Origin of the sequence: Colwellia marinimaniae (genome assembly GCF_002207865.1) — a bacterium.
GTDB classification, from domain to species: domain Bacteria; phylum Pseudomonadota; class Gammaproteobacteria; order Enterobacterales; family Alteromonadaceae; genus Colwellia; species Colwellia marinimaniae.
This window is the reverse complement of record NZ_BDQM01000004.1, coordinates 73,141-97,414: the sequence shown is the minus strand read 5'-3', so window position 1 is coordinate 97,414 and position 24,274 is coordinate 73,141. Positions and strand designations below refer to the sequence as shown.

20 protein-coding genes are annotated in these 24,274 nt (G+C 40.1%); 11 read left to right on the top strand and 9 right to left on the bottom strand.

The window, feature by feature from the left end; genetic code table 11:
* Positions 1 to 12 precede the first annotated feature (12 nt).
* The 8 genes from nlpI to rimP form a co-directional block, all read right to left on the bottom strand.
* Positions 13 to 927, bottom strand: coding sequence for a lipoprotein NlpI (gene nlpI / locus MTCD1_RS04010; RefSeq protein ID WP_082606509.1), 915 nt, complete (start codon positions 925 to 927; stop codon positions 13 to 15).
* 115 nt (positions 928 to 1,042) lie between these two features.
* Entirely contained in the window at positions 1,043 to 3,160 is a 2,118-nt protein-coding gene (gene pnp, locus MTCD1_RS04005; protein WP_057181184.1) for a polyribonucleotide nucleotidyltransferase, read from the bottom strand.
* A 382-nt stretch (positions 3,161 to 3,542) separates the two neighbouring features.
* Positions 3,543 to 3,812 carry a 30S ribosomal protein S15 gene (gene rpsO, locus MTCD1_RS04000; protein ID WP_057181185.1) on the bottom strand — a complete coding sequence of 90 codons (270 nt, stop codon included), beginning with the start codon at positions 3,810 to 3,812 and terminating at the stop codon, positions 3,543 to 3,545.
* A 228-nt stretch (positions 3,813 to 4,040) separates the two neighbouring features.
* A complete protein-coding gene (truB, locus tag MTCD1_RS03995) occupies positions 4,041 to 4,988 on the bottom strand; it encodes a tRNA pseudouridine(55) synthase TruB (RefSeq protein ID WP_057181186.1) in 948 nt (315 codons plus the stop codon).
* Between the two features lie 3 nt (positions 4,989 to 4,991).
* Positions 4,992 to 5,420: a 30S ribosome-binding factor RbfA gene (gene rbfA / locus MTCD1_RS03990; RefSeq protein WP_057181187.1), complete on the bottom strand. Its 429-nt coding sequence runs from the start codon at positions 5,418 to 5,420 to the stop codon at positions 4,992 to 4,994.
* 227 nt (positions 5,421 to 5,647) lie between these two features.
* The gene (infB, locus tag MTCD1_RS03985) at positions 5,648 to 8,317 is read right to left on the bottom strand and encodes a translation initiation factor IF-2 (RefSeq protein ID WP_057181188.1); all 2,670 of its coding nucleotides are present in this window, start codon (positions 8,315 to 8,317) and stop codon (positions 5,648 to 5,650) included.
* 21 nt (positions 8,318 to 8,338) lie between these two features.
* Positions 8,339 to 9,835, bottom strand: coding sequence for a transcription termination factor NusA (gene nusA / locus MTCD1_RS03980; RefSeq protein ID WP_057181189.1), 1,497 nt, complete (start codon positions 9,833 to 9,835; stop codon positions 8,339 to 8,341).
* A gap of 49 nt (positions 9,836 to 9,884) precedes the next feature.
* Positions 9,885 to 10,340: a ribosome maturation factor RimP gene (gene rimP / locus MTCD1_RS03975; RefSeq protein ID WP_057181190.1), complete on the bottom strand. Its 456-nt coding sequence runs from the start codon at positions 10,338 to 10,340 to the stop codon at positions 9,885 to 9,887.
* Positions 10,341 to 10,895: 555 nt separating this feature from the next.
* On the opposite strand from rimP, the gene MTCD1_RS03970 reads away from it, so the two are divergent.
* The 9 genes from MTCD1_RS03970 to MTCD1_RS03930 all read left to right on the top strand — a co-directional run bounded on the left by MTCD1_RS03970 (position 10,896) and on the right by MTCD1_RS03930 (position 20,585).
* Entirely contained in the window at positions 10,896 to 12,800 is a 1,905-nt protein-coding gene (locus tag MTCD1_RS03970; protein ID WP_057181191.1) for an EAL domain-containing protein, read from the top strand.
* Between the two features lie 361 nt (positions 12,801 to 13,161).
* Positions 13,162 to 13,743, top strand: a complete 582-nt coding sequence (gene rsxA / locus MTCD1_RS03965; RefSeq protein WP_057181192.1) for an electron transport complex subunit RsxA — start codon at positions 13,162 to 13,164, stop codon at positions 13,741 to 13,743.
* Position 13,744: 1 nt separating this feature from the next.
* Positions 13,745 to 14,314: an electron transport complex subunit RsxB gene (gene rsxB, locus MTCD1_RS03960; protein WP_057181193.1), complete on the top strand. Its 570-nt coding sequence runs from the start codon at positions 13,745 to 13,747 to the stop codon at positions 14,312 to 14,314.
* Between the two features lie 6 nt (positions 14,315 to 14,320).
* Positions 14,321 to 16,555, top strand: a complete 2,235-nt coding sequence (gene rsxC, locus MTCD1_RS03955; RefSeq protein ID WP_057181194.1) for an electron transport complex subunit RsxC — start codon at positions 14,321 to 14,323, stop codon at positions 16,553 to 16,555.
* A gap of 70 nt (positions 16,556 to 16,625) precedes the next feature.
* Positions 16,626 to 17,687: an electron transport complex subunit RsxD gene (rsxD, locus tag MTCD1_RS03950; protein ID WP_057181195.1), complete on the top strand. Its 1,062-nt coding sequence runs from the start codon at positions 16,626 to 16,628 to the stop codon at positions 17,685 to 17,687.
* An 86-nt stretch (positions 17,688 to 17,773) separates the two neighbouring features.
* Positions 17,774 to 18,442, top strand: a complete 669-nt coding sequence (rsxG, locus tag MTCD1_RS03945) for an electron transport complex subunit RsxG (RefSeq protein ID WP_057181348.1) — start codon at positions 17,774 to 17,776, stop codon at positions 18,440 to 18,442.
* Positions 18,432 to 19,232 (top strand): electron transport complex subunit E, encoded by an 801-nt coding sequence (locus MTCD1_RS03940; RefSeq protein ID WP_082606511.1) that lies wholly within the window; start codon positions 18,432 to 18,434, stop codon positions 19,230 to 19,232. The genes rsxG and MTCD1_RS03940 overlap by 11 nt, the downstream gene beginning before the upstream one ends.
* A gap of 94 nt (positions 19,233 to 19,326) precedes the next feature.
* On the top strand, positions 19,327 to 19,986 hold the full coding sequence (nth, locus tag MTCD1_RS03935) for an endonuclease III (RefSeq protein ID WP_057181196.1): 660 nt from the start codon (positions 19,327 to 19,329) through the stop codon (positions 19,984 to 19,986).
* A 179-nt stretch (positions 19,987 to 20,165) separates the two neighbouring features.
* Positions 20,166 to 20,585, top strand: a complete 420-nt coding sequence (locus MTCD1_RS03930; RefSeq protein ID WP_057181197.1) for a VOC family protein — start codon at positions 20,166 to 20,168, stop codon at positions 20,583 to 20,585.
* 146 nt (positions 20,586 to 20,731) lie between these two features.
* Here the strand turns inward: MTCD1_RS03930 and MTCD1_RS03925 are convergent, their stop codons facing one another.
* Positions 20,732 to 21,862, bottom strand: a complete 1,131-nt coding sequence (locus tag MTCD1_RS03925; protein WP_057181198.1) for a pyridoxal-phosphate-dependent aminotransferase family protein — start codon at positions 21,860 to 21,862, stop codon at positions 20,732 to 20,734.
* Positions 21,863 to 22,109: 247 nt separating this feature from the next.
* Here MTCD1_RS03925 and MTCD1_RS03920 point away from each other — a divergent pair, with 247 nt between their 5' ends.
* Both MTCD1_RS03920 and MTCD1_RS03915 read left to right on the top strand, forming a co-directional pair.
* Positions 22,110 to 22,643, top strand: a complete 534-nt coding sequence (locus tag MTCD1_RS03920; RefSeq protein ID WP_057181199.1) for a YaeQ family protein — start codon at positions 22,110 to 22,112, stop codon at positions 22,641 to 22,643.
* Between the two features lie 14 nt (positions 22,644 to 22,657).
* Complete coding sequence (locus tag MTCD1_RS03915; RefSeq protein WP_088568904.1) at positions 22,658 to 24,172, top strand: M28 family peptidase; 1,515 nt, start codon at positions 22,658 to 22,660, stop codon at positions 24,170 to 24,172.
* Positions 24,173 to 24,274 lie beyond the last annotated feature (102 nt).

Below are 24,274 nucleotides of genomic sequence, written 5' to 3'. Positions count from 1 at the left end.
GTCGCTAATAAATTAAGGCTGAGTATTCGTAGTTTTTTTAGTACGCATTAAATCTAATTCAAGCTTAGCGTATCTATGCTCAACAAATTCATAAACGTTGGTACTTAATGCCAGTTTAAAGAAGTTAGCCGCACTGCCCCGAAAGCCTAAGGCTTGGTTATACTTACCTAAATAAAAATAAGCTTCACATAGTCGCTCAGTTAACTCTTTATTTGAGCGAACATTTTTTGTTAAGCCTTTAACAAAGTCTCCTTGAGATATTTCGCCAAGATAAAGGAATATCACCTGCTTCGCCCAGGTACTATCCGCAACTAATTCTGCCCGCTGTTTTAATGACTGCTTTGCTGCAATAGGGTCCAGTTCATATTCAGTCAAATACAACCACAATAGACGATACGGATCATCCTGCTGTTTTTGATGAAAGGCTTTAAAATCAAGGCTAGCTAACTCAGGTCGAGCACCATAATAAAGGGCTATGCCTCGATTTAAATAGGCATATTCATGTCCAGGCGCTAACTCTAAGGCGGAGTCGAATTTTTCATAAGCTTGGGTAAACTCTTGTAACTGGGTGTAATGAATACCCAAGAAATTATAAGCGTCAATTAAGTCAGGTTTTAATTGTAGGGCATGGGAAAAGTCAAATCTTGCCAGCGAACGTAAGCCAACACTGTCATACAAGACACCACGATCATAAAAAAGTTGTGCTCTTTGTTCATCCGGTATCTTGGCCCTATTTATCACTTCAGATAAACGCGCGATGGCTATTTCACTTTTAAAGTTAATCGCTAACGGCTCGGCAATGACCAGATTATTCATTATCGAAAAAGGTCCATTATTATCAGCTCCTTGACTAGAGGCACAGCCTTGCGTCAGCAGCGTACTACTTAACAGTAATATTAGAAGAGTAGTTTTAACAAGTGAATGCACAGAAATGCCTTATAAATAAATGACTAACAATATAAATTAATTCATTATAAACAAAAAAGGAGCCAATTGGCTCCTTTTTTACTTAATCAAATGTAAATATTTTTTACTGAGAAAGTTACTCAGCGGCAGGTGTTTCTGTCGCAGCTGGCTTTTCAATAGCTTCTTTGATACTTAAACGAACACGACCTTGGCGATCAACTTCTAGTACCTTAACTTTCACTTCTTGACCTTCTGTTAAGACATCGCTAACGTTATTAACGCGCTCTTCAGAAATTTGAGAAATGTGTACTAAGCCGTCTTTACCTGGTAATACATTAACAAAAGCACCAAAATCAACGATACGTACTACTTTACCGGTGTAAAGTGTACCTACTTCAATTTCAGCGGTTAATGCCTTAATACGGTTAATCGCATCTTGTGCTTGTTCATTTGAAGTTGCCGCTATTTTAATAGTACCGTCATCTTCAATTTCAATGGTAGTACCGGTTTCTTCCGTCAATTGACGAATAGTCGCGCCACCTTTACCAATAATGTCACGAATCTTATCTTGGCTTACTTTCATGGTGTGAATGCGTGGTGCAAACTCAGAAATATCATCTCTGTGTCCAGAAATAGCTTCATCCATCACAGATAAAATATGAGTACGTGCAGCTTTTGCTTGGTTTAAAGCAATTTGCATTATTTCTTGAGTAATACCTTCAATTTTAATATCCATTTGCAGGGCAGTAATACCACCTGTGGTACCGGCTACTTTAAAGTCCATATCACCTAAGTGATCTTCATCACCTAAGATGTCAGAAAGCACAACAAACTTGTCACCTTCTTTAACCAGGCCCATCGCAATACCAGCAACAGAAGCTTTAATGGGTACACCCGCATCCATCAAGGCTAATGAAGCACCACATACTGACGCCATTGAAGAGGAGCCATTTGATTCAGTGATTTCAGAAACAATACGGATAGCATACGGGAATTCTTCTAGTGTAGGCATAACCGCTAACATACCACGTTTCGCCAGACGGCCATGGCCAATTTCACGACGTTTAGGGCTACCAACAAATCCAGTTTCACCTACACAGTATGGAGGGAAGTTGTAATGAAACATAAATGGGTCAGTTTTATCACCCATTAAGGTATCAAGGCGTTGGGCATCACGTTGCGTACCCAGTGTTGCAGTAACTAATGCTTGAGTTTCACCACGAGTAAATACCGCAGAGCCGTGAGTTCTTGGTAAAACACCCGTCATTACGTCTAAGGCACGAATTGACTCAGGATCACGACCATCAATACGAGGGCTACCATCAATGATGCGGCCACGTACAACCGTTTTTTCTAAATCGTGGAATAAATCTTTTGCTTCTTGCACGTTTAGATCAGCATCTTGTGCTAATAAAGTTTCAACAACAGAGTTACGGATCTCGGTAATTTTTTCATAACGAACCGCTTTTTCAGTAATTTGGTAAGCTTCGTTTAATTGTGCTTCACTTAACTCTGCAATTTTGGCTAATAACTCAGTATTTTTAACGGGTGCAGACCATTCCCATACTGGGGTGTTTACTTCAGCTTTAAATTCTTTAATGGCCGTAACCACTGTTTGCATTTGCTCATGGCCGTACATTACTGCACCAAGCATTACTTCTTCAGATAATACATCAGCTTCAGACTCAACCATTAATACCGCGTTATCAGTACCGGCTACCACTAAGTCTAATTTACTTTCTGGTAATTCAGATTGCAGTGGGTTAAGTATGTATTGACCATCAACATAACCAACACGTGCTGCGCCAATTGGACCATTAAATGGTGCACCTGAAATAGCAAGAGCGGCAGAAGCACCAATTAATGAAATGATGTCTGGGGCAATTTCAGGGTTAACAGAAATAACCGTGATAATTACTTGTACTTCGTTAATAAACCCTTCTGGGAATAACGGACGAAGTGGACGGTCAATTAAACGTGCAATCAGTGTTTCTTCTTCTGAAGGGCGACCTTCACGTTTAAAGAAACTTCCTGGAATTTTACCCGCAGCGTAGGCACGCTCTTGGTAGTTTATTGTTAACGGGAAAAAGTCTTGCCCTGCTTTCGCTTCTTTTTTAGCAACAACAGTGACTAATACACAGGTATCATCCATGCTTGCCATTACAGCACCAGAAGCTTGACGAGCAATAGCGCCCGTTTCAAGTGTTACAGTATGTTTACCGTATTGAAATTTTTTAGTAATTGGATTTAGCATCTAATTAATTTCCTTAATTTTCATTATTAATATCATTTACCAATCTGTACAATTATTTATTCACTAAGTATCTTGGCCAAATACATGACAGCAAATATGCTACTAAGTTGAACAAAAAATTATACAGTTTGGATTGGTTGGTGTTAGAAAAAACATCAATGCAGTTTTAGATTTATTCGAAGAACAGCATAGGTATATTTTCACCGACATTATACTAAGTAAGCAGGTGAATGCTAGCGTCAAAGCGCAATTATTACCTTAAAGCACAGATTAACTGACATTTTATTATCTATTTTTAATCGTGTTAACGGCAGAGCACAAAAAAGGAGCCAAAGGCTCCTTTTTTTAAATCTTATAAGTTACGTTCGTTAGCAAGTTGCTATTAACGACGTAGACCTAATTTACCGATTAATGTACCGTAACGCTCAACATTTCTACCTTTCAAGTAATCAAGTAATTTACGACGTTGGGCAACCATACGTAATAAACCACGACGTGAATGGTGATCATGGATGTGCTCTTTAAAATGACCTTGTAAGTGGTTGATTTGTGTAGTTAACAAAGCAACTTGAACTTCTGGAGAACCAGTGTCACCTTCTGATTGAGCATATTCTGCAACGATTGCAGCTTTTTGTGAAGCATTTAAAGACATAAAAAATCCTTAGTGTGTTAACCCTTCCCTCAATATTATTGAGTTAAAGGTAATTAAAAAACGCATCAAGCCAAACACTAATTTAGCCTTGATGACGAAAGAGCGCGTATTTTAGCAGCGAATAATTAAAAAGCAAGACATTACTGCCTCGATAGTTTAACAACTGTAATACGTACCAAAACCTGTCTTATCACCTATAGAACAAAGACGCTATACAAGGAAGCGCTTTTATACAACAACGATACGTTTAGGTGCGAGTAAGCCATCATCATCGATAAAACCTACTCCAATAAATTCAGCGTTAACATCGTTCTCATCTTCACCGATATACACTTGCACGCAACCCTCACTTGGCGAATTATGAGCTTGCACAGGGTTACCATGGCGTAAGAAATTTGCCGACATATCGTCAACATAAACACAATGCATGCCATCTACAGCACTATTCATCGGCAGCAATAAGGGGTCAAGTAACTCTGATGGGCTTATTTCTTCTTCATTCGCTTGTTCGAGTAAGGCTTCAAGCTGAGGCAGGGTTACCATTTTATCCATGGGATAATTCCCCACGGCAGAGCGTCTAAGGTCAGCTACGTGTGCGCCACAACCTAGCAGTTCACCTAAATCATCAACTATGGTGCGAATATAAGTACCCTTTGATACATGGATATTTAATTCAACTTCATCATGCTCAAAACGTAATAACTCAAGGTTATAAACAGTAATGTCCCGCGCTACTCGTGGCACCTCAATACCTTCTCTGGCATATTTATACAAAGGCTGGCCTTGGTATTTAAGTGCTGAATACATAGAAGGTATTTGTTTAGTGGTGCCGCGAAAGCTATCTAAAGCTGCGGCTAACTGTTCATCAGAAACGTTAACCGCTTTTTCACTGACAATTTCACCATCGGCATCACTGGTGGTGGTACGAATACCTAGCTTGGCTGTGACTTGATAGGTTTTATCGGTATCAAGCAAGAATTGTGAGAACTTAGTGCCCTCACCCAAACAAATTGGCAACATGCCTGTTGCCAATGGATCTAATGCACCGGTGTGCCCTGCTTTTTGAGCAAAAAAGATGCGTTTAACCGCTTGCAAAGCATGGTTTGATGACATTTCATAAGGCTTATCTAATAACAATACGCCATTAATCGGGCGGCCCTTTCTACGTTTAGCCATGTATTAGTCGCCTTGCTCACTATCATTATTTTTTTCACTGTCCACGGCTGAGTTATCCGCCTGTTTATCTTTATTTTTATCACTAGCAACCGCTTTGTCAACCAAGGCACCTATACGCACACCTTCTTTCATGGAGCTATCATAAACAAAACGTAAATGCGGCATTATACGGGCACGTAAACGTTTACCTAATAATGAACGAATATAACCTTCAGCTTCAGCTAAAACGCTAAGCGAGGCCTTAATTTCGTCAGCATTATCGTTGATAAACGTCACAAAAATCTTAGCGTAAGCTAGGTCGCGTGTTACTTCAACCGCAGAAACTGTGGTCATGCTTAAACGTGGATCTTTAATTTCGCGCATTAAAATAACGGCGATTTCTTTTTGGATTTGCTGACCAACTCGGTCAGTACGGGCATATTCTCTAGCCATCGTATACTCCTATGAAGCTGTTACTCACAATTCGCAGCTTTCTTGGTTTATTAATTAGTTATAAATTATCAACACAAAAGGGGCATAAGCCCCTTTTAAAAGTATTTAACTCTCTGTTGCTTTAGATTAAAGCATATTACGTTGCGAGCATAGAGGAAGCACGGAGTTGACACAGGTCAATGAGTACTTCCGATGATGCTATCGGTGTAATTTGCAAAAATATAAAGTTACAGCGTTCGTTTAACTTCAATCGTTTCAAATACTTCGATTTGGTCGCCGACACGGACATCATTGTAGTTCTTAACACCGATACCACACTCAGTACCGTTACGAACTTCTTGTACGTCGTCTTTAAAGCGACGTAATGATTCAAGTTCACCTTCGTAAATAACTACGTTTTCACGTAAGACACGAATTGGCGCAGAACGTTTGATAAGACCTTCAGTAACCATACAACCAGCAATAGAGCCAATTTTAGGTGATTTGAATACGTCACGAACTTGGGCAAGACCAAGAATTACTTGCTTGAATTCTGGCGCTAACATACCACTCATGGCTTGTTTAACTTCATCTATTAATGAGTAGATAACACTGTAATAACGTAAATCAATATTTTCCGAGTCAATCACTTTACGGGCAGGTACATCTGCACGAACGTTAAAGCCAATCACTATAGCGTTTGATGCTGCAGCAAGTGTGGCATCCGTTTCAGTAATAGCGCCGACACCAGAGCCAATAATTTTAACTTTTACTTCATCGGTAGAAAGTTTCAATAATGAATCGGTAATAGCTTCTAATGACCCTTGTACATCAGCCTTTAATACCACGTTCACTGCTGAAATTTCACCAGATGCCATGCTAGCAAACATGTTTTCAAGTTTAGCTTTTTGTTGACGAGCAAGTTTCACATCACGGAATTTACCTTGACGGAACAAGGCAACTTCACGGGCTTTTTTCTCATCTTTAACAACGGTAACTTCATCACCTGCAATGGGTACACCACTCAGACCAATGATTTCTACCGGTATAGCGGGTCCTGCTGACTTAATCGCGTCACCGTTTTCATCACGCATGGCACGAACACGACCGTATTCTAAACCACACAGTACGATATCGCCTTGTTTTAAGGTACCTTCTTGAATAAGTACTGTGGCAACAGGGCCGCGACCTTTATCTAATCTAGCCTCAATGACCACACCACTTGCCATGGTGTCAACAACAGCCGTTAGCTCTAATACTTCTGATTGCAGGAGAATTGCATCAAGCAACTCCTCAATACCTAAGCCAGTTTTTGCTGATACATGACAGAATTGTACCTCACCGCCCCACTCTTCTGACAGCACATCGTGTTGTGATAACTCACTCTTAACGCGATCTGGATCAGCTGACTCTTTATCCATTTTGTTAACGGCAATGATAATTGGCGCATCAGATGCCTTAGCATGTTGAATTGCTTCAATGGTTTGTGGCATAACACCATCATCGGCAGCGACCACAATAATAACAATATCCGTGGCTTGAGCGCCACGAGCACGCATTGCCGTAAAAGCAGCATGACCTGGTGTATCTAAGAAAGTGATCATGCCATGACCCGTTTCTACATGATAAGCACCAATGTGCTGAGTAATACCACCGGCTTCAGTATCTACTACTTTTGCTTTACGAATATAATCAAGTAATGATGTTTTACCATGATCTACGTGACCCATGATAGTAACAACGGGAGCTCGAGTTACCGCTTCACCGGCATTATCACGATCGGCCAATACTGCTTCTTCTAAAGCGTTTTCTTTAACAAGTACTACGTTAAAACCCAATTCCTCGGAAACTAATGCCGCCGTTTCTTGGTCAATAATTTGGTTAATGGTTGCCATGGCGCCCATTTTAAACATAGCTTTAACGACTTCAGCACCTTTCTTCGACATTTTATTGGCAAGTTCAGCAACCGAAATTGTTTCGCCAATACGAATGTCTTGTACTTTTGTTTCAACTGGCTTAGTAAAACCATGTTGTAAACTTTGTGGGCTTAACAAGCCTTGCTTACGACCACGGGCATTACGACCACGGGCATTACGATCGGCTGGTTTTTTCTTCTTACGGCGACGACCGGCAGTTTCATCGGCAGCATCACCTTTATCTTCAGCTTCTTGTGCATATTTTGAAGACGTTACATGTACCACTTCTTTTTCTTTCGCTTTACGTTCAGCTTCTTGCTCTTTCCAGCGACCTTCATTTTCTTCTGCTAATTTTTTAGCCGCTTCACTGGCTTCTTTCGCTTCAACTTCAATTTTAGCGGCAACTTCTTTTTCTTGGGCTAAACGAAGGTTTTTTGCTTCTTCTGTTTCTACCACTTTAGCAGGAGCATTCTCAGCATTTTTTACTTTATCAACCGCGGCTTGTTTTGCTTTTGCAGCAGCTTCAACTTTAGCTGCTGATTTACGTTCAGCTTCAACTTCAGCTTTTACTACGGCCACTGCTTTAGCATTTTCAGCTTCTTTTGCTTGAGCATCCGCATCAACTTTAGCTTTAGTATCAGCTAAAATAGCGGCTTGTGCTTCTGCTTGTGCAGCTTCTTTAGCTAATTTTTCATCTTCTAATTCACTACGTTTTACATAAGTACGTTTTTTACGTACTTCAACATTTATCGACTTAGCTTTAGAGCCATGACCCATGGTCAACGTAGATTTTGTTTTACGGTTTAGCGTAAGTTTGCTCGGATTTGCGGCCGAATCGTCACCATGTTGTTTTTTCAGGTGACCTAATAAGGCTTCTTTTTCATCTTGCGAAATAGCATCGGCAGCCGATTTCTTCACGCCTGAGTCAGCTAACTGACTGACTAAGCGATCCACCGGTGTTCCGATTTCTTTGGCAAGTTCTGCTACAGTTATATCTGCCATCTATAATATTCTCCGGTGTTATTATTCTTCGTTAAACCAACAAATGTTACGTGCAGCCATGATTAGCTCACCCGCTTTGGTTTCAGTTAATTCTTCAATATCGCTAATTTCATCGATACCTTGTTCCGCTAACTCTTCTAAGGTGCGAACACCGCGACTTGCTAAAACAAAGGCTAAATGACGATCTAACCCTTCAAGGTCAAGTAAATCTTGTGCAGGCTCTGCACCTTCTAAAGTTTCTTCACTCGCGAGCGCTTGGGTAGTTAAGGCTTCTTTAGCACGCTCACGTAACTGTTCAACAATTTCTTCAGTGAGACCATCTATATCTAGCATTTCAGCTACTGGTACATAAGCAATCTCTTCTAATGAAGTAAAACCTTCATCGGCAAGTAATGCCGCGAAATCTTCATCAAGGTCGAGCTTATCAATAAATAAATTTAATACTTTATCGTTTTCTGCCTGATGTTTCTCTTTCATGTCAGCAACAGTCATTACATTCAATTCCCAGCCAGTTAACTGACTCGCTAAACGAATGTTTTGGCCATTACGGCCGATGGCCATGGCTAAATTACCTTCTTCAACGGCAATATCCATAGTGCCCTTGTCTTCATCAACAATAATTGAGTCAACTTCCGCAGGTGACATAGCATTAATTACGTATTGGGCAGGGTTGTCATCATATAAAACGATATCAACACGCTCACCGCCTAGCTCGCTAGAGACGGCTTGTACACGTGAGCCACGCATACCAACACACGCACCAACAGGGTCAATACGCTTATCATTACTTTTAACGGCAATTTTAGCACGAGAACCAGGATCGCGAGCGGCGCCTTTGATTTCTAACATTTCTTCGCCAATTTCAGGTACTTCAACGCGGAAAAGTTCAATTAACATTTCCGGTTTAGTACGGCTGACAAATAATTGAGCGCCACGTGCTTCTGGTTTAATTTCATATAATAAACCACGTACTCTATCACCTGGACGGAATGTTTCACGTGGTAACATATCATCGCGATAGATTACTGCTTCCGCATTATTACCTAGATCAATAATGACACTGTCACGGCTGGCTTTTTTAACAACACCGGTAACAATTTCGCCTAACTGGTCTTGATAAGCATCAACAATTAAAGCACGTTCAGCTTCTCTGATTTTCTGAACAATAACTTGCTTAGCTGTCTGTGTGGTGACACGGTCAAACGTTACTGACTTAATTAGATCTTCAACATAATCACCGGCATTTAATTCTGGCTCATCATATTGAGCGGCTGCCAATGTAATTTCAGCATAAGGGTTTTCTAACAACTCACCCTTATCATCAATAATTAACCAACGGCGATAAGTTTCAAACTCTCCCGTAACACGGTCGATAGCAACACGTACTTCAATGTCACCTTCGTATTTTTTCTTAGTAGCTGTTTCTAAAGCTGTTTCCATCGCTTCAAATATGCTTTCTCGCGGTAATGCTTTTTCATTAGAAACCGCATCAACAACCAGTAATATTTCCTTACTCATGCTAGTTAGCCTTTAATTTATGTTAATTTTCATCAAATATATTTAACGTTTACAACTTTGCGACAAGGTTCGCTTTATCTACGTTCTTGAACACAAGTTCGTAATCAATGCTATCAACTTCCACTATTAAGGTGTCTTTATCTACGGCAATTAATGGCCCTTTAAATTTTCGACGACCATTTAAAGGTAACGATAACTTTACGTTAATAGTTTCACCAATAATTTCTTGAAAATGTGCTAATTCAAATAAAGGACGATCAACACCTGGTGATGAAACTTCTAAGCTATATTCACTGCTAATGGGATCTTCTACATCTAATAATGCACCTGCTTGACGACTTACTTCTGCGCAATCATCAACATTGATGCCATTTTCATGGTCAATAAACAAACGTAAAACAGAGTTATTACCTGCACTGATAAATTCAATGCCCAGCAAGGTTTTACCAGTTTCCTCAACTGCAGGCCTTAATAAATCAGTTAGTTTTTGCTCAAATTTAGCCAAGCGTTTTCTCCTGTTACTCTCCCCATGATAAATTCATGAGCAGTACAATTAAAATTTTAGATATAAAAAAAGGGCATATAGCCCAGCGAAATTTTGCCGTATTCATTTTTATTAGCGACATTGCCCACTATAAAAAACAAAAAACCCCAAATCAGGGGCTTATTCCACTGTTTTCCCCCTAGATTAAACAAGTGACGCTGTTTAATCAGGTTATTAATAGCAGGACTATCAATAATATTAATAAGAATATAAACAACACAAAATTTGCGGGTTTATCCAGTGACATCTTACTAAGTTCTATTATGACAAATTATATAATGGTGCGCTAGTAAGCGCAAGAGACATTAAGCATTATCGATTAGAAAAGTATATTCTTTTACTATAGTCAGTCTCTATTAATAATGTTAAAACATGATCTAAAATTAATTTATATTTTACAATATGTTAGTATTGACCCTATAATATAGCTATCGTTTCTTATAAAGAAATTGCACTGCTAATAAGAAGTACTACCCCCCCTCTTGATAGGATTTAAACGGAGCATTTAATTTCATCATGTATAAGTATTCTAAGTTATTTATCAAAAATGCATTATTCGCATTAACCTTTATTATAGCCTTCGTGGTTATCGCATTTTCTTTATTAACACTCTATATAGATAAACAAACTCAAGCACATAAAAAAACCATACAAACCATTAGTCAGCAGTTTGTTAGCAATGAGCAGTCTATAGAAGAAATAGCAGCAAAGCTCGCTACTATTTTAACAGCCAGCACAGATTACCAAACATTAATTATCAAAAATAATGCCACAGTATTATTTAGTTTTCAGAGTAAACAAATACCACCACTCAATATTGTTTTAACGAAACGAAAAACAGTCTCTACCGGTAAACTAAATTTGCAAGTTCAATATAAGCTAGGTTTTACTGGCATAATTGATTTTCTAATACAATTATTTATCGGCGTTATGGTATTAGCTATTATTTTTGTATTTATCTCGGCACAACTGAATTATAAATTACAGTCGATTATTTTTGGTATAATTAGCAAACAAATCAGTAACGAATTAGCCAAGATTAATGACGCGGATTTTATCACCCAAGAAAATGATAATGAGCAGTTATTCGAGATCCCGGCATTAAAAAAAGGCATCACCGAAATTCGAGCTATGATGACCGAGCAATTCAAAAACACCACTAATCTAGAAATAGAAGCACATGTTGATAGTTTAACTGGGATTGAGAATCGCAACCGGTTTGTGCAGTTTTATGAAAAACAAATAGTACAAGAAAGTCCGGTTAAATTTGGTGTGCTGCTGATCACTCGCTGCTCTGAACTGCAGACCATTAATCAGGTACATGGCTATAACTCAGGTGACAACTATATTATAAAAGTTGCCGACATAATCAAAAGCGCATTAGTAACTCGGCCTGCTGGTAAACTTTTCCGTTTAAATAGTTCCGACTTCGCCACCATATTACCCAACGAGCAGTTAAAGTCGGCGGAACAATATGCCAGCGAATTAACCCTTAAATTTAATGATTACCAGCAAATTAATGAGTTAGACTCCGTCGCTTTTACTGGTTTAGTTTATTTTGATAAGTCTAAACCTTTGGGTGAATTATTAGCCTTAGCAGACACAGGCGTCAGTGTTGCTCAAACACAAAAACCGAACTCATGGTACTCACAAACCAATATCAATATTTTAACCGATAACAGCGCTAATTTTGGCAGTCAAAATTGGCGACAAGAGATAGATGGTGTATTAGAATTTGGGCGCATTAATTTATTAGTACAACCAATCCAACCTAGTGGCCGTAATACCCGTGTCTATGGAGAAATTTTAGCGCGTTTTCTAAATGCTAACAATGACATGTTACCTACTGCTACTTTTATCGCCATGGCCGAAAAACTCGATAAAATAATCCAAATAGATAGATTGATTATTGAAACGGCTATTAAAGTGATAACCAGTAAAAACATGCTCGATAGTAGCTATGGCATTAATCTTAGTGCTAGAAGCATAAATGATGAACACTTTATGATTTGGCTTGAACGTAAATTACTACGTGAACCGGGTATTGCCCCTCGATTAGTGTTTGAAATATCTGAGTTAGGACTACAGCAAAATATAAAGACAGCTAAACGTTTAGTAGACATGTTACATCGTGTTGGCTCTAGAGTAACAGTAGAGCGATTTGGTGTTGGTTTAACCTCCTTTAAGTTTTTTAGAGATTTAACCCCTGACTTTATTAAAATGGATAGCTCTTATACACGTGATATCGATGACGATAAAAACAACCAATACTTCCTACGTTTAATGGTTGATCTAGCCCATAGGCTCGGTATTAATGTCCTGGCAGAAAGTGTCGAAAGCCAAGAAGAAAAACATACTTTAGAAAAACTATTTATAGATGGTTGCCAAGGTTATTACGTGGGCAAGCCTACACCACTATAATAATAAAAAAGCACCAGCAGGTATTATCCCCGTTAACAGGAAAAATGCCAACTTTCAATGGACATTTACCTGACTCTAGGTAAGTAAATTTAACGAGTGTCATGCTATGCTTTGATTATATAACGCGGTATAAAGTGAGTTAAAATCCGTCAAATAAGCGCTAGAGTTATATCACTGCGGCGTTGCTATCACTTCCTAATGAATATAATTGAAATAGCGCTAGCGCTCTGAAACATGCACCTTGATTGCTAACGGCTATATAAAGCGTAATACCCCTACTGCTGATGTGTTGTTATATAGGATAAAAACACGGATAATAGCGGTACTATGATAATAAATAACCTAATGACCTTTAAAGTAAATGACTGATTACCTGTTACTTCTCGTTGGTACTGTACTTGTAAATAACTTTGTTTTAGTACAGTTTCTTGGCCTGTGCCCTTTTATGGGGGTTTCTTCACGTACTGAAACCGCTATTGGCATGTCATTCGCCACTATTTTTGTGATGACGTTAGCATCACTATTAAGTTATTTAGTAACCACCTATCTGCTTGTGCCCCTCGACCTTGAATACCTAACAACCATGAGTTTTATTTTGGTGATTGCTGTCGTGGTGCAGTTTACTGAAATGGTGGTCCATAAAACCAGTGCTAGCCTTTATCGATTACTCGGTATTTTTTTACCGCTTATCACCACAAACTGTGCGGTATTAGGTGTGGCCTTATTAAACTTAAGACAACAACATAGTTTCTTTGAATCCATTATTTATGGCTTTGGTGCCTCATTGGGTTTTTCATTAGTACTCATAATGTTCTCTGCCATGCGGGAGAAGCTAGCGAATGCCGATGTCCCTGCACCTTTTAAAGGCACTGCCATTGCGATGATTACCGCTGGTTTAATGTCATTGGCTTTCCTTGGCTTTACCGGTTTGGTGAAGATTTAACATGAATATTCTTCTTGCCATTCTTGTGCTTGGTAGTATTGCTGCCATATTTGGTGCGCTATTAGGTTATGCCTCTGTTCGCTTTAAAGTGGATGCTGATCCCATTGTTGAGCAACTTGATGATCTTCTTCCACAAACACAGTGTGGTCAATGTGGTTACCCTGGTTGTAAACCCTACGCGCAAGCGGTTGCTGATGGCGAGGCCATCAACAAATGTGCACCTGGTGGTGAAGATACCATAAAGAAAATCGCTGACTTAATGGGGGTTGAAGTACAGCCCCTTGATGAAAGCCATGTCCAAGGTGACACAACAGCAAGTAACCGCCCTAAAGTTGCTTTTATTATTGAAGAAGATTGCATTGGCTGTACAAAGTGCATTCAAGCGTGCCCTGTTGATGCCATTATTGGCGCAGCAAAACAAATGCATACCATTATCATAGATGAGTGTACCGGCTGTGATTTATGTGTCGCCCCCTGCCCGGTAGATTGCATTGAAATGCGTGAATTGCCAGATACCATTCATAATTGGCAATGGGATTTAACCAGTATTCCAGTAAAACAACTGGATTAGGAGAGTATGGTGGAATCAGTTATAGAGCGCATCACCCGTGGCCATTTTTGGGATTTTCATGGCGGCATTCATCCTCCTGAACAAAAAATGCTAACCGCAAGTAAACCTATCAAACAACTGGCTTTACCAAAACAGTTAATCATCCCGCTACAACAGCATATTGGCCGTGAAGGTGATTTACTGGTTAAAATCGGCGATAAAGTATTAAAAGGGCAAGCCCTAACCTTAAGTACCAACCCTATGGTGGTGCCAATTCATGCACCGACCAGTGGTACTATCAGTGCCATAAAAATGTCAGTCATAGCCCACCCTTCTGGCTTAAGTCAATTGTGTGTATTTCTTGATGTAGATGGTGAAGATACCTGGCGTAAAAAAACTGTGTGTGCCGATATCGAGCAGTTATCGAACAGTGAAATAATTGAAAAAATTGCTGATGCAGGTATTGCGGGGATGGGCGGCGCAGGTTTTCCAACACATATCAAAGTAAACAGTAAAACTGATATTAACTTCCTCATTATCAATGGCGCGGAATGTGAGCCTTATATCACCGCTGATGACTTGTTAATGATGGAGCAAAGTAACGCCATCGTCGATGGCATTAAAATTCTCGATAAGTTGTTAACCCCTAATTTTATTTTAATTGCCATAGAAGATAACAAGCCCAAAGCAATTAAAGCGCTACAACAAGCAACTGCTGCTATTGAAAAAATAAAAGTCTGTGTTGTGCCAACTAAATACCCTGCAGGTGGTGAAAAGCAACTTATTCAAATATTAACCGGCCAAGAAGTTCCTTCAGGTCGTTTGCCGATTCATACCGGCATTGTCATGCAAAATATTGCCACCTGTTTTGCTATTAATGACGCCGTTAGACATGACATCCCCTTGATTCGTCGTGTGGTTACTGTCACTGGACAAGCGTTAAATAAACCACAAAATGTATGGGCGTTACTTGGCACGCCAATTAACTTTTTGCTGAAACAATGTGATGTACAAGCCATCGAAAATGAGCAGCAACCAGTGATAATGGGCGGCCCTATGATGGGCTTTAGTGTATCGAGTGAGCTAGTCCCGATAGTTAAAACCAGTAACTGTATTTTAGTGCCCAGTAAAACAGAAATGCCAAGTGCTTTTGAAAAAGAAAGTAAAGAAGTTGAATGCATTCGCTGTGGTCAATGCAGTGATGTATGCCCAAGTCAGTTACTCCCGCAAGAGTTGCAGTGGAGCGCCAAAGCTAAAGATTACCCACAGTTAGAAAAACTCAATTTAAGTGATTGTATTGATTGTGGTGCCTGTGCTTATGTTTGCCCAAGTCAAATTCCTCTGGTGCATTACTACCGTATTGCTAAAGCTGAAATACGTCAACAACAACAATTAGATTTAAAAGCAGAAAAGGCAAAAACTCGCTTTGAAGCCCGTAATTTACGGTTAGAAAAAGAAAAAACAGCCCGCCAAGAAAAACATAAAAAAGCGGCCGCGGCACGAAAAGCAGCAATGAATATAGCGACACCAGAAGCGACCGGCGCAAAATCAGCCGTCGCAGCAGCACTAGCACGGGTAAAAGCTAAAAAAGCCGCTCAAAGTCAAAGTCAAAGCCAAGCCAGTACAGCAGAGGCACAAAAAAACCTAGCACAGAGTAATGAGCTAGCAACTGAGGCAACTAACCCGGTTGATGAGCAAAAGACGGAAGTAGCAGCCGCAATTGCTAGGGCCAAAGCGAAGAGGATACTTAAACAAGAAGCGGCCAATAAGCCCATAAGCTCTAATGAAGGGGTTAAGCAAACAGTAACGGCACAACTTGAGGTGTCTCAACCACCAAGCAATGATGATAAAAAAGCAATAATTGCCGCTGCTATTGCTAAAGCAAAAGCAAAAAAACTCAGTAAAGCTGCTGACGCTGTTAAGTCAGTAAACCTGGCAGAAAGCACAGCGGCTGAAAAAGCAGTCAATTTAACGGATAAAAAGGCAAAAATAGCTGCCGCAATTGCTAAAGCAAAAAGTAAAGCGCTGGCAAAAAAAGCCAACCAAGAAACGCCAATAACAACGGCAGAAGATATTCACCTTGAGAAAATCAAAGCAGTGCGTGTTGAAAGTAAAGATGAAAGCGACAGTAAAGCCAATGCTGCGGCCGATAAAAAAATAAGAATTTCCGCCGCCATAGCGAAAGCTAAAGCAAAGAAAAAACTAAAAGAAGCCCGCAATCTTGCCGGTACCGTCAAAAATAACGACCAAGATAGTGGCTAAACATGAGTAACAAAAAAACAAACTTGAATAAAAATTATCAGCTAAACAACCCGACGAGTCGACATAAATAATGGCATTTTGGATAGCAAGTTCACCACATAACCATAACCAAACAAAAACACCTAATTTAATGCGTTTGGTTATTTACGCCACCCTGCCTGGCATTTTAGCGCAATGGTATTTCTTTGGTTGGGGAAATTTAATTCATATTGGCATAGCCATGATAACGGCACTGGTTTGTGAATTTACCGTGCTGTCACTGCGTAAAAAACCTATTGCCCATGAATTACTCGATGGTAGTGCCTTATTAACCGCTTTATTGCTCGGTATATGTTTACCGGCATTAGCCCCTTGGTGGATTTCGGTTATTGGTACGATTTTTGCCATTGTCATTGTTAAACAGCTATATGGTGGCCTTGGTCATAACCCATTCAACCCTGCCATGGCTGGTTATGTCATGTTGTTGGTGTCTTTTCCTTTGCAGATGACACTCTGGCAACCACCCTTGAGTTTAGTGGCTGTTGATTTAAATTTTACCAACACCTTAACTACCATTTTAACGGGCTTTACCGTTGAAGGTTATTCAGTAGAACAAGTGCGTAACACCCTTGACGGTATCACCATGGCAACCCCCCTTGATACCCTTAAAACAAACATTAACCAAGGTTTGACCGTATTGGAAAGTCTTAACAATCCAGTGTTCGGTGATAATTTCGCTTTAGGCTGGGAATGGATAAATGCTGGCTTTTTATTGGGTGGGCTTTTTCTTATCTTTAAAAAAGCCATTGCATGGCAAACACCGGTTAGCTTTTTAATCAGTTTATTTATCTGTTCTTTTATCGGCTATAGTATGAGCCCTGATAGCAGTGCTTCCACTATGTTTCACTGGTTTTCTGGCGCAACCATGCTCGGGGCATTCTTTATTTTAACCGACCCGGTTACTGGCGCTACCAGTACTAAAGGTCGTATCATCGTTGGTTTACTTGCTGGACTGTTAGTCTATTTAATTCGCACCGCTGGTGGCTATCCTGATGGTATTGCTTTTGCTATTTTACTCTGTAACATGTCGGCGCCCTTGATTGATCAATATACTCGCCCGCGGACTTATGGTCACCTAAAGGGAGATAAGTGATGTCTAATTCAGATAATGATATCCCCAAAAAAAGCAGCACTAAGCCGACTAAAAATGTCGTGGAAAAATCTGCTCTAACTATTGCCATCTCTAAAAACACAAAAATTCTTGCGCTCTTTGCCATCGCTTGTACTTTTGCTGTGGGTTTAGTCAGCGAACTGACTAAAGAACGCATAAAACAACAAGAGCAAATATATTTATTAAAGACCTTACATAGCATTATAGAGCCGAGTCGTTATGACAATGACATCGCCAATGACTGTATTATGATAAGTGCTCCTGAGCTAGGCATAAATAAAGTCCACACGGCTTATATCGCTAGAAAAGCTGGACAAGTCATTGCGGTGGCCATGACCAGTACCGCACCAAAAGGCTACAATGGCAACATTGATTTTATTATGGCGATCAACAATGACGGCAGTGTCAGTGGTGTTCGAGTGCTCAAACACCAAGAAACCCCTGGTTTAGGTGACAAAATTGAAATTAGAAAAAGTAACTGGATTACCAGTTTTACCGGTAAACGCATGCTGTCAGAAGACGATAGCCGCTGGGCGGTAAGTAAAGATAATGGTATGTTCGATCAATTTACCGGAGCGACCATTACCCCACGTGCAATAGTAGACGGGGTTAAAAATACCCTAATTTACTTTACTAAAAATAAAGCAAGTTTATTAACTCGCCCTAATGCTTGTGGCGAAGATAAACTAAAATCAACATCGACCCCCATAAAGCATGAGGCTGAAAATGAGCAATGATATAGCCCCACAAAACAGTAAGGCAGCGGATATTGCTGACGACCTGGATGAGCAGGAAAAAGCGGCTGAAAAATCACAAGCCGCAGTGGATCTTAAAGCAGAATATAAAGAATTAGCCCTACAAGGGTTATGGAAAAATAACCCTGGCTTAGTACAACTACTTGGTTTGTGTCCTTTGCTGGCAGTAACGTCAACTGTGACTAATGCGCTAGGTCTTGGCTTGGCGACACTGCTGGTACTTGTTTGTTCAAATGTTACTGTATCGGCAATCCGCCATTGGGTACCTAAAGAAATTCGTATACCCATTTTTGTCTTGATCATTGCCGCTTTTGTCACCTGTGTGCAATTGCTGATGAATGCCTATGCCTATGGTATTTACCAATCTTTAGGCATCTTCCTGCCGTTGATTGTCACTAACTGCGCCATTATTGGTCGAGCAGAAGCTTATGCGTCAAAAAATCCGGTTAAACAATCCGCTTTTGATGGACTTATGATGGGGCTAGGCTTCGCCATTATATTAATTATATTAGGCGTAATAAGAGAGGTACTAGGGCAAGGTACCCTCTTTGATGGCGCAGACTTATTACTAGGTGACTGGGCAAGTGTACTTCGAATTGAAGTGATGCAACTTGATAGTCAGTTCTTACTTGCGATTTTACCACCCGGAGCCTTTATCGCCATGGGGTTTTTAATTGCACTTAAAAACACCATTGATAGCCATATAAAAGCTAAAGAAGTGGCCGATACTGACCTAGTTATTGAACGAGTACGGGTAAATTTTGACTCGTAGCGCCAATATTATTAAAGAGCCATTAATAAAGAACAATCAATAACAAATCACCAAGCAGCCAAGACAGTAAAGAGAAATAGAGAAGAGCAAAGCCATGAATAAAGAGAAACGCTTAGAAATGTTAACGCGGCTGCGTGATGAGAATCCAGAGCCAACGACAGAATTAAACTTTTCTAGCCCGTTTGAACTGCTTATTGCCGTATTACTTTCAGCACAAGCAACGGATGTTGGTGTCAATAAAGCCACCGATAAGCTCTACCCTGTTGCCAATACACCACAAGCTATTTTAGACCTAGGCCTTGATGGTTTAAAAAGCTATATCAAAACCATTGGTTTGTTTAATACCAAAGCCGCTAATACCATAAAAACTTGTCAAATGTTAGTGGACTTACACGGTGGTGAAGTACCCGAAAATAGAGCGGCATTAGAAGCATTACCAGGGGTAGGTCGAAAAACGGCGAATGTGGTATTAAATACCGCCTTTGGCTGGCTAAAAGATAATGAAGGCAAATATTTTTTAGCTGTCGATACTCATATATATCGGCTTGCTAACCGAACTAGATATGCTCCAGGTAAAAATGTTGACCAGGTTGAAGCCAATATAATAAAACTAACACCACGAAAAACAGAGTTTATGTTTAACTTACATCATTGGTTCATCTTGCATGGTCGTTACATCTGTACCGCGAAAAAACCTAAATGTGGCGCTTGTATCATTGAAGATTTATGTGAGTTTAAAGAAAAGACCAGCTGATAGCGGCTATTGATAAACAACACGTTGAATGCCAATTAACTCGGTTTAGCGAGGTGATATACCGATATACCATTGTTACTTCAAAGTATAGACTTCAAAGTACAGACTTCAAAGTGCAGGCTTCAATTGGAATTGGAAACGCCTTTAGACCGAACTTAACCTTAAAAGTAGAGAGCCTTATGAAATTTTTACATACCATGGTACGTGTCCGTGATTTAGATCAATCACTCGATTTTTATATCAATAAACTTGGCTTAATTGAAACAAGACGCAGTGAAGTAGCCGCGGGTAAATTTACCTTAGTTTATTTAGCCACCGAAATCGGCGGCCCAGAGGTTGAATTGACTTACAACTGGGGCTCTACTGAAGAATACTCTGCAGGACGCAGCTTCGGCCACCTAGCTTTTGAAGTCGATGATATATATAAAACGTGTCAAAAATTACAAGACGCAGGCATAACTATTAATAGACCGCCACGTTGTGGACGTATGGCCTTTATTAACTCACCCGATGGTATCGCTATCGAGTTATTGCAAAAAAATGGCGCTTTAGCGCCGCAAGAGCCGTGGTTAAGCATGAAAAACAGCGGCAGTTGGTAAACGGTTACCCATAAATCAATACCCTAGCGAGTACTGATAGCGATGAATAAAGAACAAATCCCGCTACCGACAAAGTTCAGTAGCGGGCTTTTTAGTTAGCTCAACAGTTTTAGCAGCATTATATGGCTGGCTTACTGCTTATGTGGCTACTGTCTCTCCGGCTTTAAAGCTTCTTTTAGCGCCGCTAAACACAAGACAACATTTTCATTACGTGCCGCATAGCCCATTAAACCAATACGCCATGCTTTACCAGCAAAAGCACCTAAACCTGCGCCAATTTCTAAATTATATTCATTTAATAAAAACTGTCGTACTTTGACATCATCAACACCTTGAGGAATAGTTACCGCATTAAGCTGCGGTAAGCGCTCGGATTCTGGCACAATAAAATCTAGCCCTAAATCCCTTAAACCAACACTTAATTTATCATGCATGGCTTTATGTCTAGCCCAGCTATTTTCCAAGCCTTCATTTTGTAATATCACTAATGATTCATGCAAGGCATATAAAGAATTAACCGGGGCGGTATGGTGATAACTGCGTTTACCTGCTCCTGACCAATAGCCCATTACCAGTGTTTGATCTAAAAACCAACTTTGCACAGCCGTGCTGCGATTTTGAATGACCGCGACGGCTTTATCACTAAAACTCACCGGTGATAAACCAGGAACACAAGATAAACATTTTTGACTACCTGAATACACGGCATCTATTTGCCATTCATCAACGCGAAGTTCAACACCACCAAGTGATGTCACCGCATCAACTATGGTTAAACAATCATATTGCTTGGCAATAGCGCATAACGCTTTGGCATCTGATAACGCCCCCGTTGAAGTTTCTGCATGAACAAAGGCGACAAAATTGGCTTGTGGGTTGGCTTGTAAAGCTGCCTCTAAAGCAGATGGTTGCACCGCTCTGCCCCATTCTCCCTCAACAACCACCAATTTGGCACCAATACGATTAACATTTTCAATCATGCGCAGGCCAAATACGCCATTAACACAAACAACCACAGTATCATTTACCGTCAGCAAGTTAACAAAACACGTTTCCATACCGGCAGAGCCGGGAGCAGATACCGCCATGGTAAAGTTGTTTTTAGTTTGAAAAGCATATTGCAGTAATTCTTTTATTTCATCCATCATACCGATAAAACAAGGGTCAAGGTGTCCTATGGTCGGCCTTGCCAGCGCAGATAAAACACGGGGACTCACATCTGATGGTCCTGGACCCATTAAAGTACGTTGCGGTGGAAAAAAAGATTGGATTGTCATGTACGCCTCTCAAAGGTTTCATTATAAAATAATGTAAAATTTATCACTGGCTTTATCATGCTTTAAAACCAGCCATAAGTAGAATAAATCATCCTTATCCTAATTATTCACTTGATAAATATCAATCAAATAGTAGGTATACTACCTGCTGCTCAGTATAAGTCTTACCAAGCCTTATACTGACTTTTGGCAAGATAAGCATCATGCTGTTATGATAGCCGCCATTATTCCTTACCTCTAAGTACATATGGCCCTTAAAGCGACTATATATAAAGCTAATATCGAACTTGCCGATATGGATCGTAATTATTACGATAGCTTGCAACTTACCCTTGCTCAACATCCCTCTGAAACACCGCAACGATTAATGGTGCGTTTAATGGCTTTTATCCTTAATGCTCACCAAGACTTACGGTTTGGTAAAGGCTTGAGTGATGAAAGTGAAGCGGCACTTTGGCAAGTTAATTACAGCGATGAAATTAACCTGTGGATTGAGCTAGGACAGCTCGATGAAAAGCGCTTGAAGAAAGCCTGTAATCAAGCAAAAGCGGTTAAGCTGTATTGTTATGGCACCAGTGTAAAGACCTGGTGGTCACAAGTTGAACAAAAACTGAATAAATTTGAGCGCTTAACCATAGAGCAATTTGAGCCAAGTACCTGTGAAGCTTTAGTTAAGCTACTTAGCCGTAATATGGATTTTCAATGCAGTATTCAAGATGGTCAATTATGGTTAACTTCAGATGAAGAAACCCTTTTGGTTGAAACCATAAAACTCAAGTAAGAGACTCGCCTTTCATGACAATGATGACCCGAACAACGATGAATAAACGTTTTAAGCCTGTTGCCCTAGCAACCTCTATAACCCTAATTTCACTGGCCAGCTTATCTTTGACCGGCTGTAACAACGTGAATCTAGCACACGATGCTGAGCCGATTTTTACACCCAGTGCTGATCAGACTCAAAAAAGTGTCGCCGCTAGCGTAGATAACACCATCACCTTAGCGCAAATCACCAAAGATGTTAGCTATTTAGCCAGTGATGCGCTCAAAGGCCGTAATAACTTTACCTTAGAAATTCGCCAAGCCGCCGATTTTATCGCAAAACGCTTTAACGAGGTAGGTCTTAGCCCAGCACCGAGCGCACCCAATTTCAAACAGTACTATTCGCTCCAGAAAATCATACCCGATACGCTTAGCGTGGAAATTAATGGCCAAGAAATTGCTGCTGAATCGTTAGCAATGGCAACAACAAAAATTGATTTTTTATGGGACAGTAATACCCTAAAAGGTAATCAATCAATAAAACGTTCTCCCGTCAATACTGTCATGATTGGTGAAAACGACAATTTACGTAAAGCGCTACGTGAGCTAAACCACCAAGGCGGTCAACATTTAGTTTTATTGCACCCAAAACATGAAAAAAGTTTTAAACGCTATCAAAGTTATTTTGCTCGTGGGCTAACTAAACTGGTCGATGAAAAGTCCACTGCAGATAGCGGTGGCGTAATCGTTATCGCCTTAACAGATATCAGCCAAATAAAGCGTTTTACCGTTAAGGGTAAAGCCAAAGTTACTGATACCAGCTTAAGTAATGTCGTTGGCATTTTACCCGGTAAAAGCAAAGCGCATGAAATTGTGCTCTATTCAGCGCATTATGATCACCTAGGTGTTAAACCCAGCGTTGATACGACACCTAACAGTACTCCCCTAACAGGTAATGAAATTTTTAATGGCGCCGATGATGATGCATCAGGTGTTTCAGCCATTATCAATTTAGCCAATCACTTTGCCATAATGGGCAACAATGAAAGAACCTTAATGTTCGCGGCTTTTAGTGCCGAAGAGATTGGCGGTTTTGGCTCACGTCATTTTTCTCCCCAGGTAGAGCCAAAACAAATTACCGCCATGATCAACATTGAGATGATTGGCAAGCCCGCGATATTTGGCGAAGGTACTGTGTGGATGACCGGTATGGATCGCTCAAATTTAGGAGAGCAATTAAATCAGGCACTAGCATCACAAAACTTAAAAATTTATGCCGACCCTTATCCTAAACAAAATTTATTTTATCGCTCAGATAATGCTACCTTAGCTAGATTAGGGGTACCAGCACATAGTTTTAGCAGTACACAACTAGATAAGGATCAACATTATCACCAAGTCAGCGATGATATTAATAGCTTGAACTTACCGTCAATGCTGCAAGTCATTAGAATGCTAGCGACCGCAACTACGCCACTGGTAGATGGCTCTATTACCCCTTCACGTATTGACCCAAATAAAGTAAAACGTAACGGACTTATTTATTAAGGACAGTTACTAGGCTCTTTAACCCGGTAAGTTTACCACGCTATTTTACTTAGGCGTTTTATGCAATTCGTTTCCTTAGTTCGAGAGTAAGGGTTGCTGCTT

Coding starts and splice junctions, on each gene's coding strand:
- pnp (WP_057181184.1), bottom strand. CDS start 3,160: ATGCTAAATCCAATTACTAAAAAATTTCAATACGGTAAACATACTGTA.
- rpsO (WP_057181185.1), bottom strand. CDS start 3,812: ATGTCTTTAAATGCTTCACAAAAAGCTGCAATCGTTGCAGAATATGCT.
- truB (WP_057181186.1), bottom strand. CDS start 4,988: ATGGCTAAACGTAGAAAGGGCCGCCCGATTAATGGCGTATTGTTATTA.
- rbfA (WP_057181187.1), bottom strand. CDS start 5,420: ATGGCTAGAGAATATGCCCGTACTGACCGAGTTGGTCAGCAAATCCAA.
- infB (WP_057181188.1), bottom strand. CDS start 8,317: ATGGCAGATATAACTGTAGCAGAACTTGCCAAAGAAATCGGAACACCG.
- nusA (WP_057181189.1), bottom strand. CDS start 9,835: ATGAGTAAGGAAATATTACTGGTTGTTGATGCGGTTTCTAATGAAAAA.
- MTCD1_RS03970 (WP_057181191.1), top strand. CDS start 10,896: ATGTATAAGTATTCTAAGTTATTTATCAAAAATGCATTATTCGCATTA.
- rsxA (WP_057181192.1), top strand. CDS start 13,162: ATGACTGATTACCTGTTACTTCTCGTTGGTACTGTACTTGTAAATAAC.
- rsxB (WP_057181193.1), top strand. CDS start 13,745: ATGAATATTCTTCTTGCCATTCTTGTGCTTGGTAGTATTGCTGCCATA.
- rsxC (WP_057181194.1), top strand. CDS start 14,321: ATGGTGGAATCAGTTATAGAGCGCATCACCCGTGGCCATTTTTGGGAT.
- rsxD (WP_057181195.1), top strand. CDS start 16,626: ATGGCATTTTGGATAGCAAGTTCACCACATAACCATAACCAAACAAAA.
- MTCD1_RS03940 (WP_082606511.1), top strand. CDS start 18,432: ATGAGCAATGATATAGCCCCACAAAACAGTAAGGCAGCGGATATTGCT.
- nth (WP_057181196.1), top strand. CDS start 19,327: ATGAATAAAGAGAAACGCTTAGAAATGTTAACGCGGCTGCGTGATGAG.
- MTCD1_RS03930 (WP_057181197.1), top strand. CDS start 20,166: ATGAAATTTTTACATACCATGGTACGTGTCCGTGATTTAGATCAATCA.
- MTCD1_RS03925 (WP_057181198.1), bottom strand. CDS start 21,862: ATGACAATCCAATCTTTTTTTCCACCGCAACGTACTTTAATGGGTCCA.
- MTCD1_RS03920 (WP_057181199.1), top strand. CDS start 22,110: ATGGCCCTTAAAGCGACTATATATAAAGCTAATATCGAACTTGCCGAT.
- MTCD1_RS03915 (WP_088568904.1), top strand. CDS start 22,658: ATGACAATGATGACCCGAACAACGATGAATAAACGTTTTAAGCCTGTT.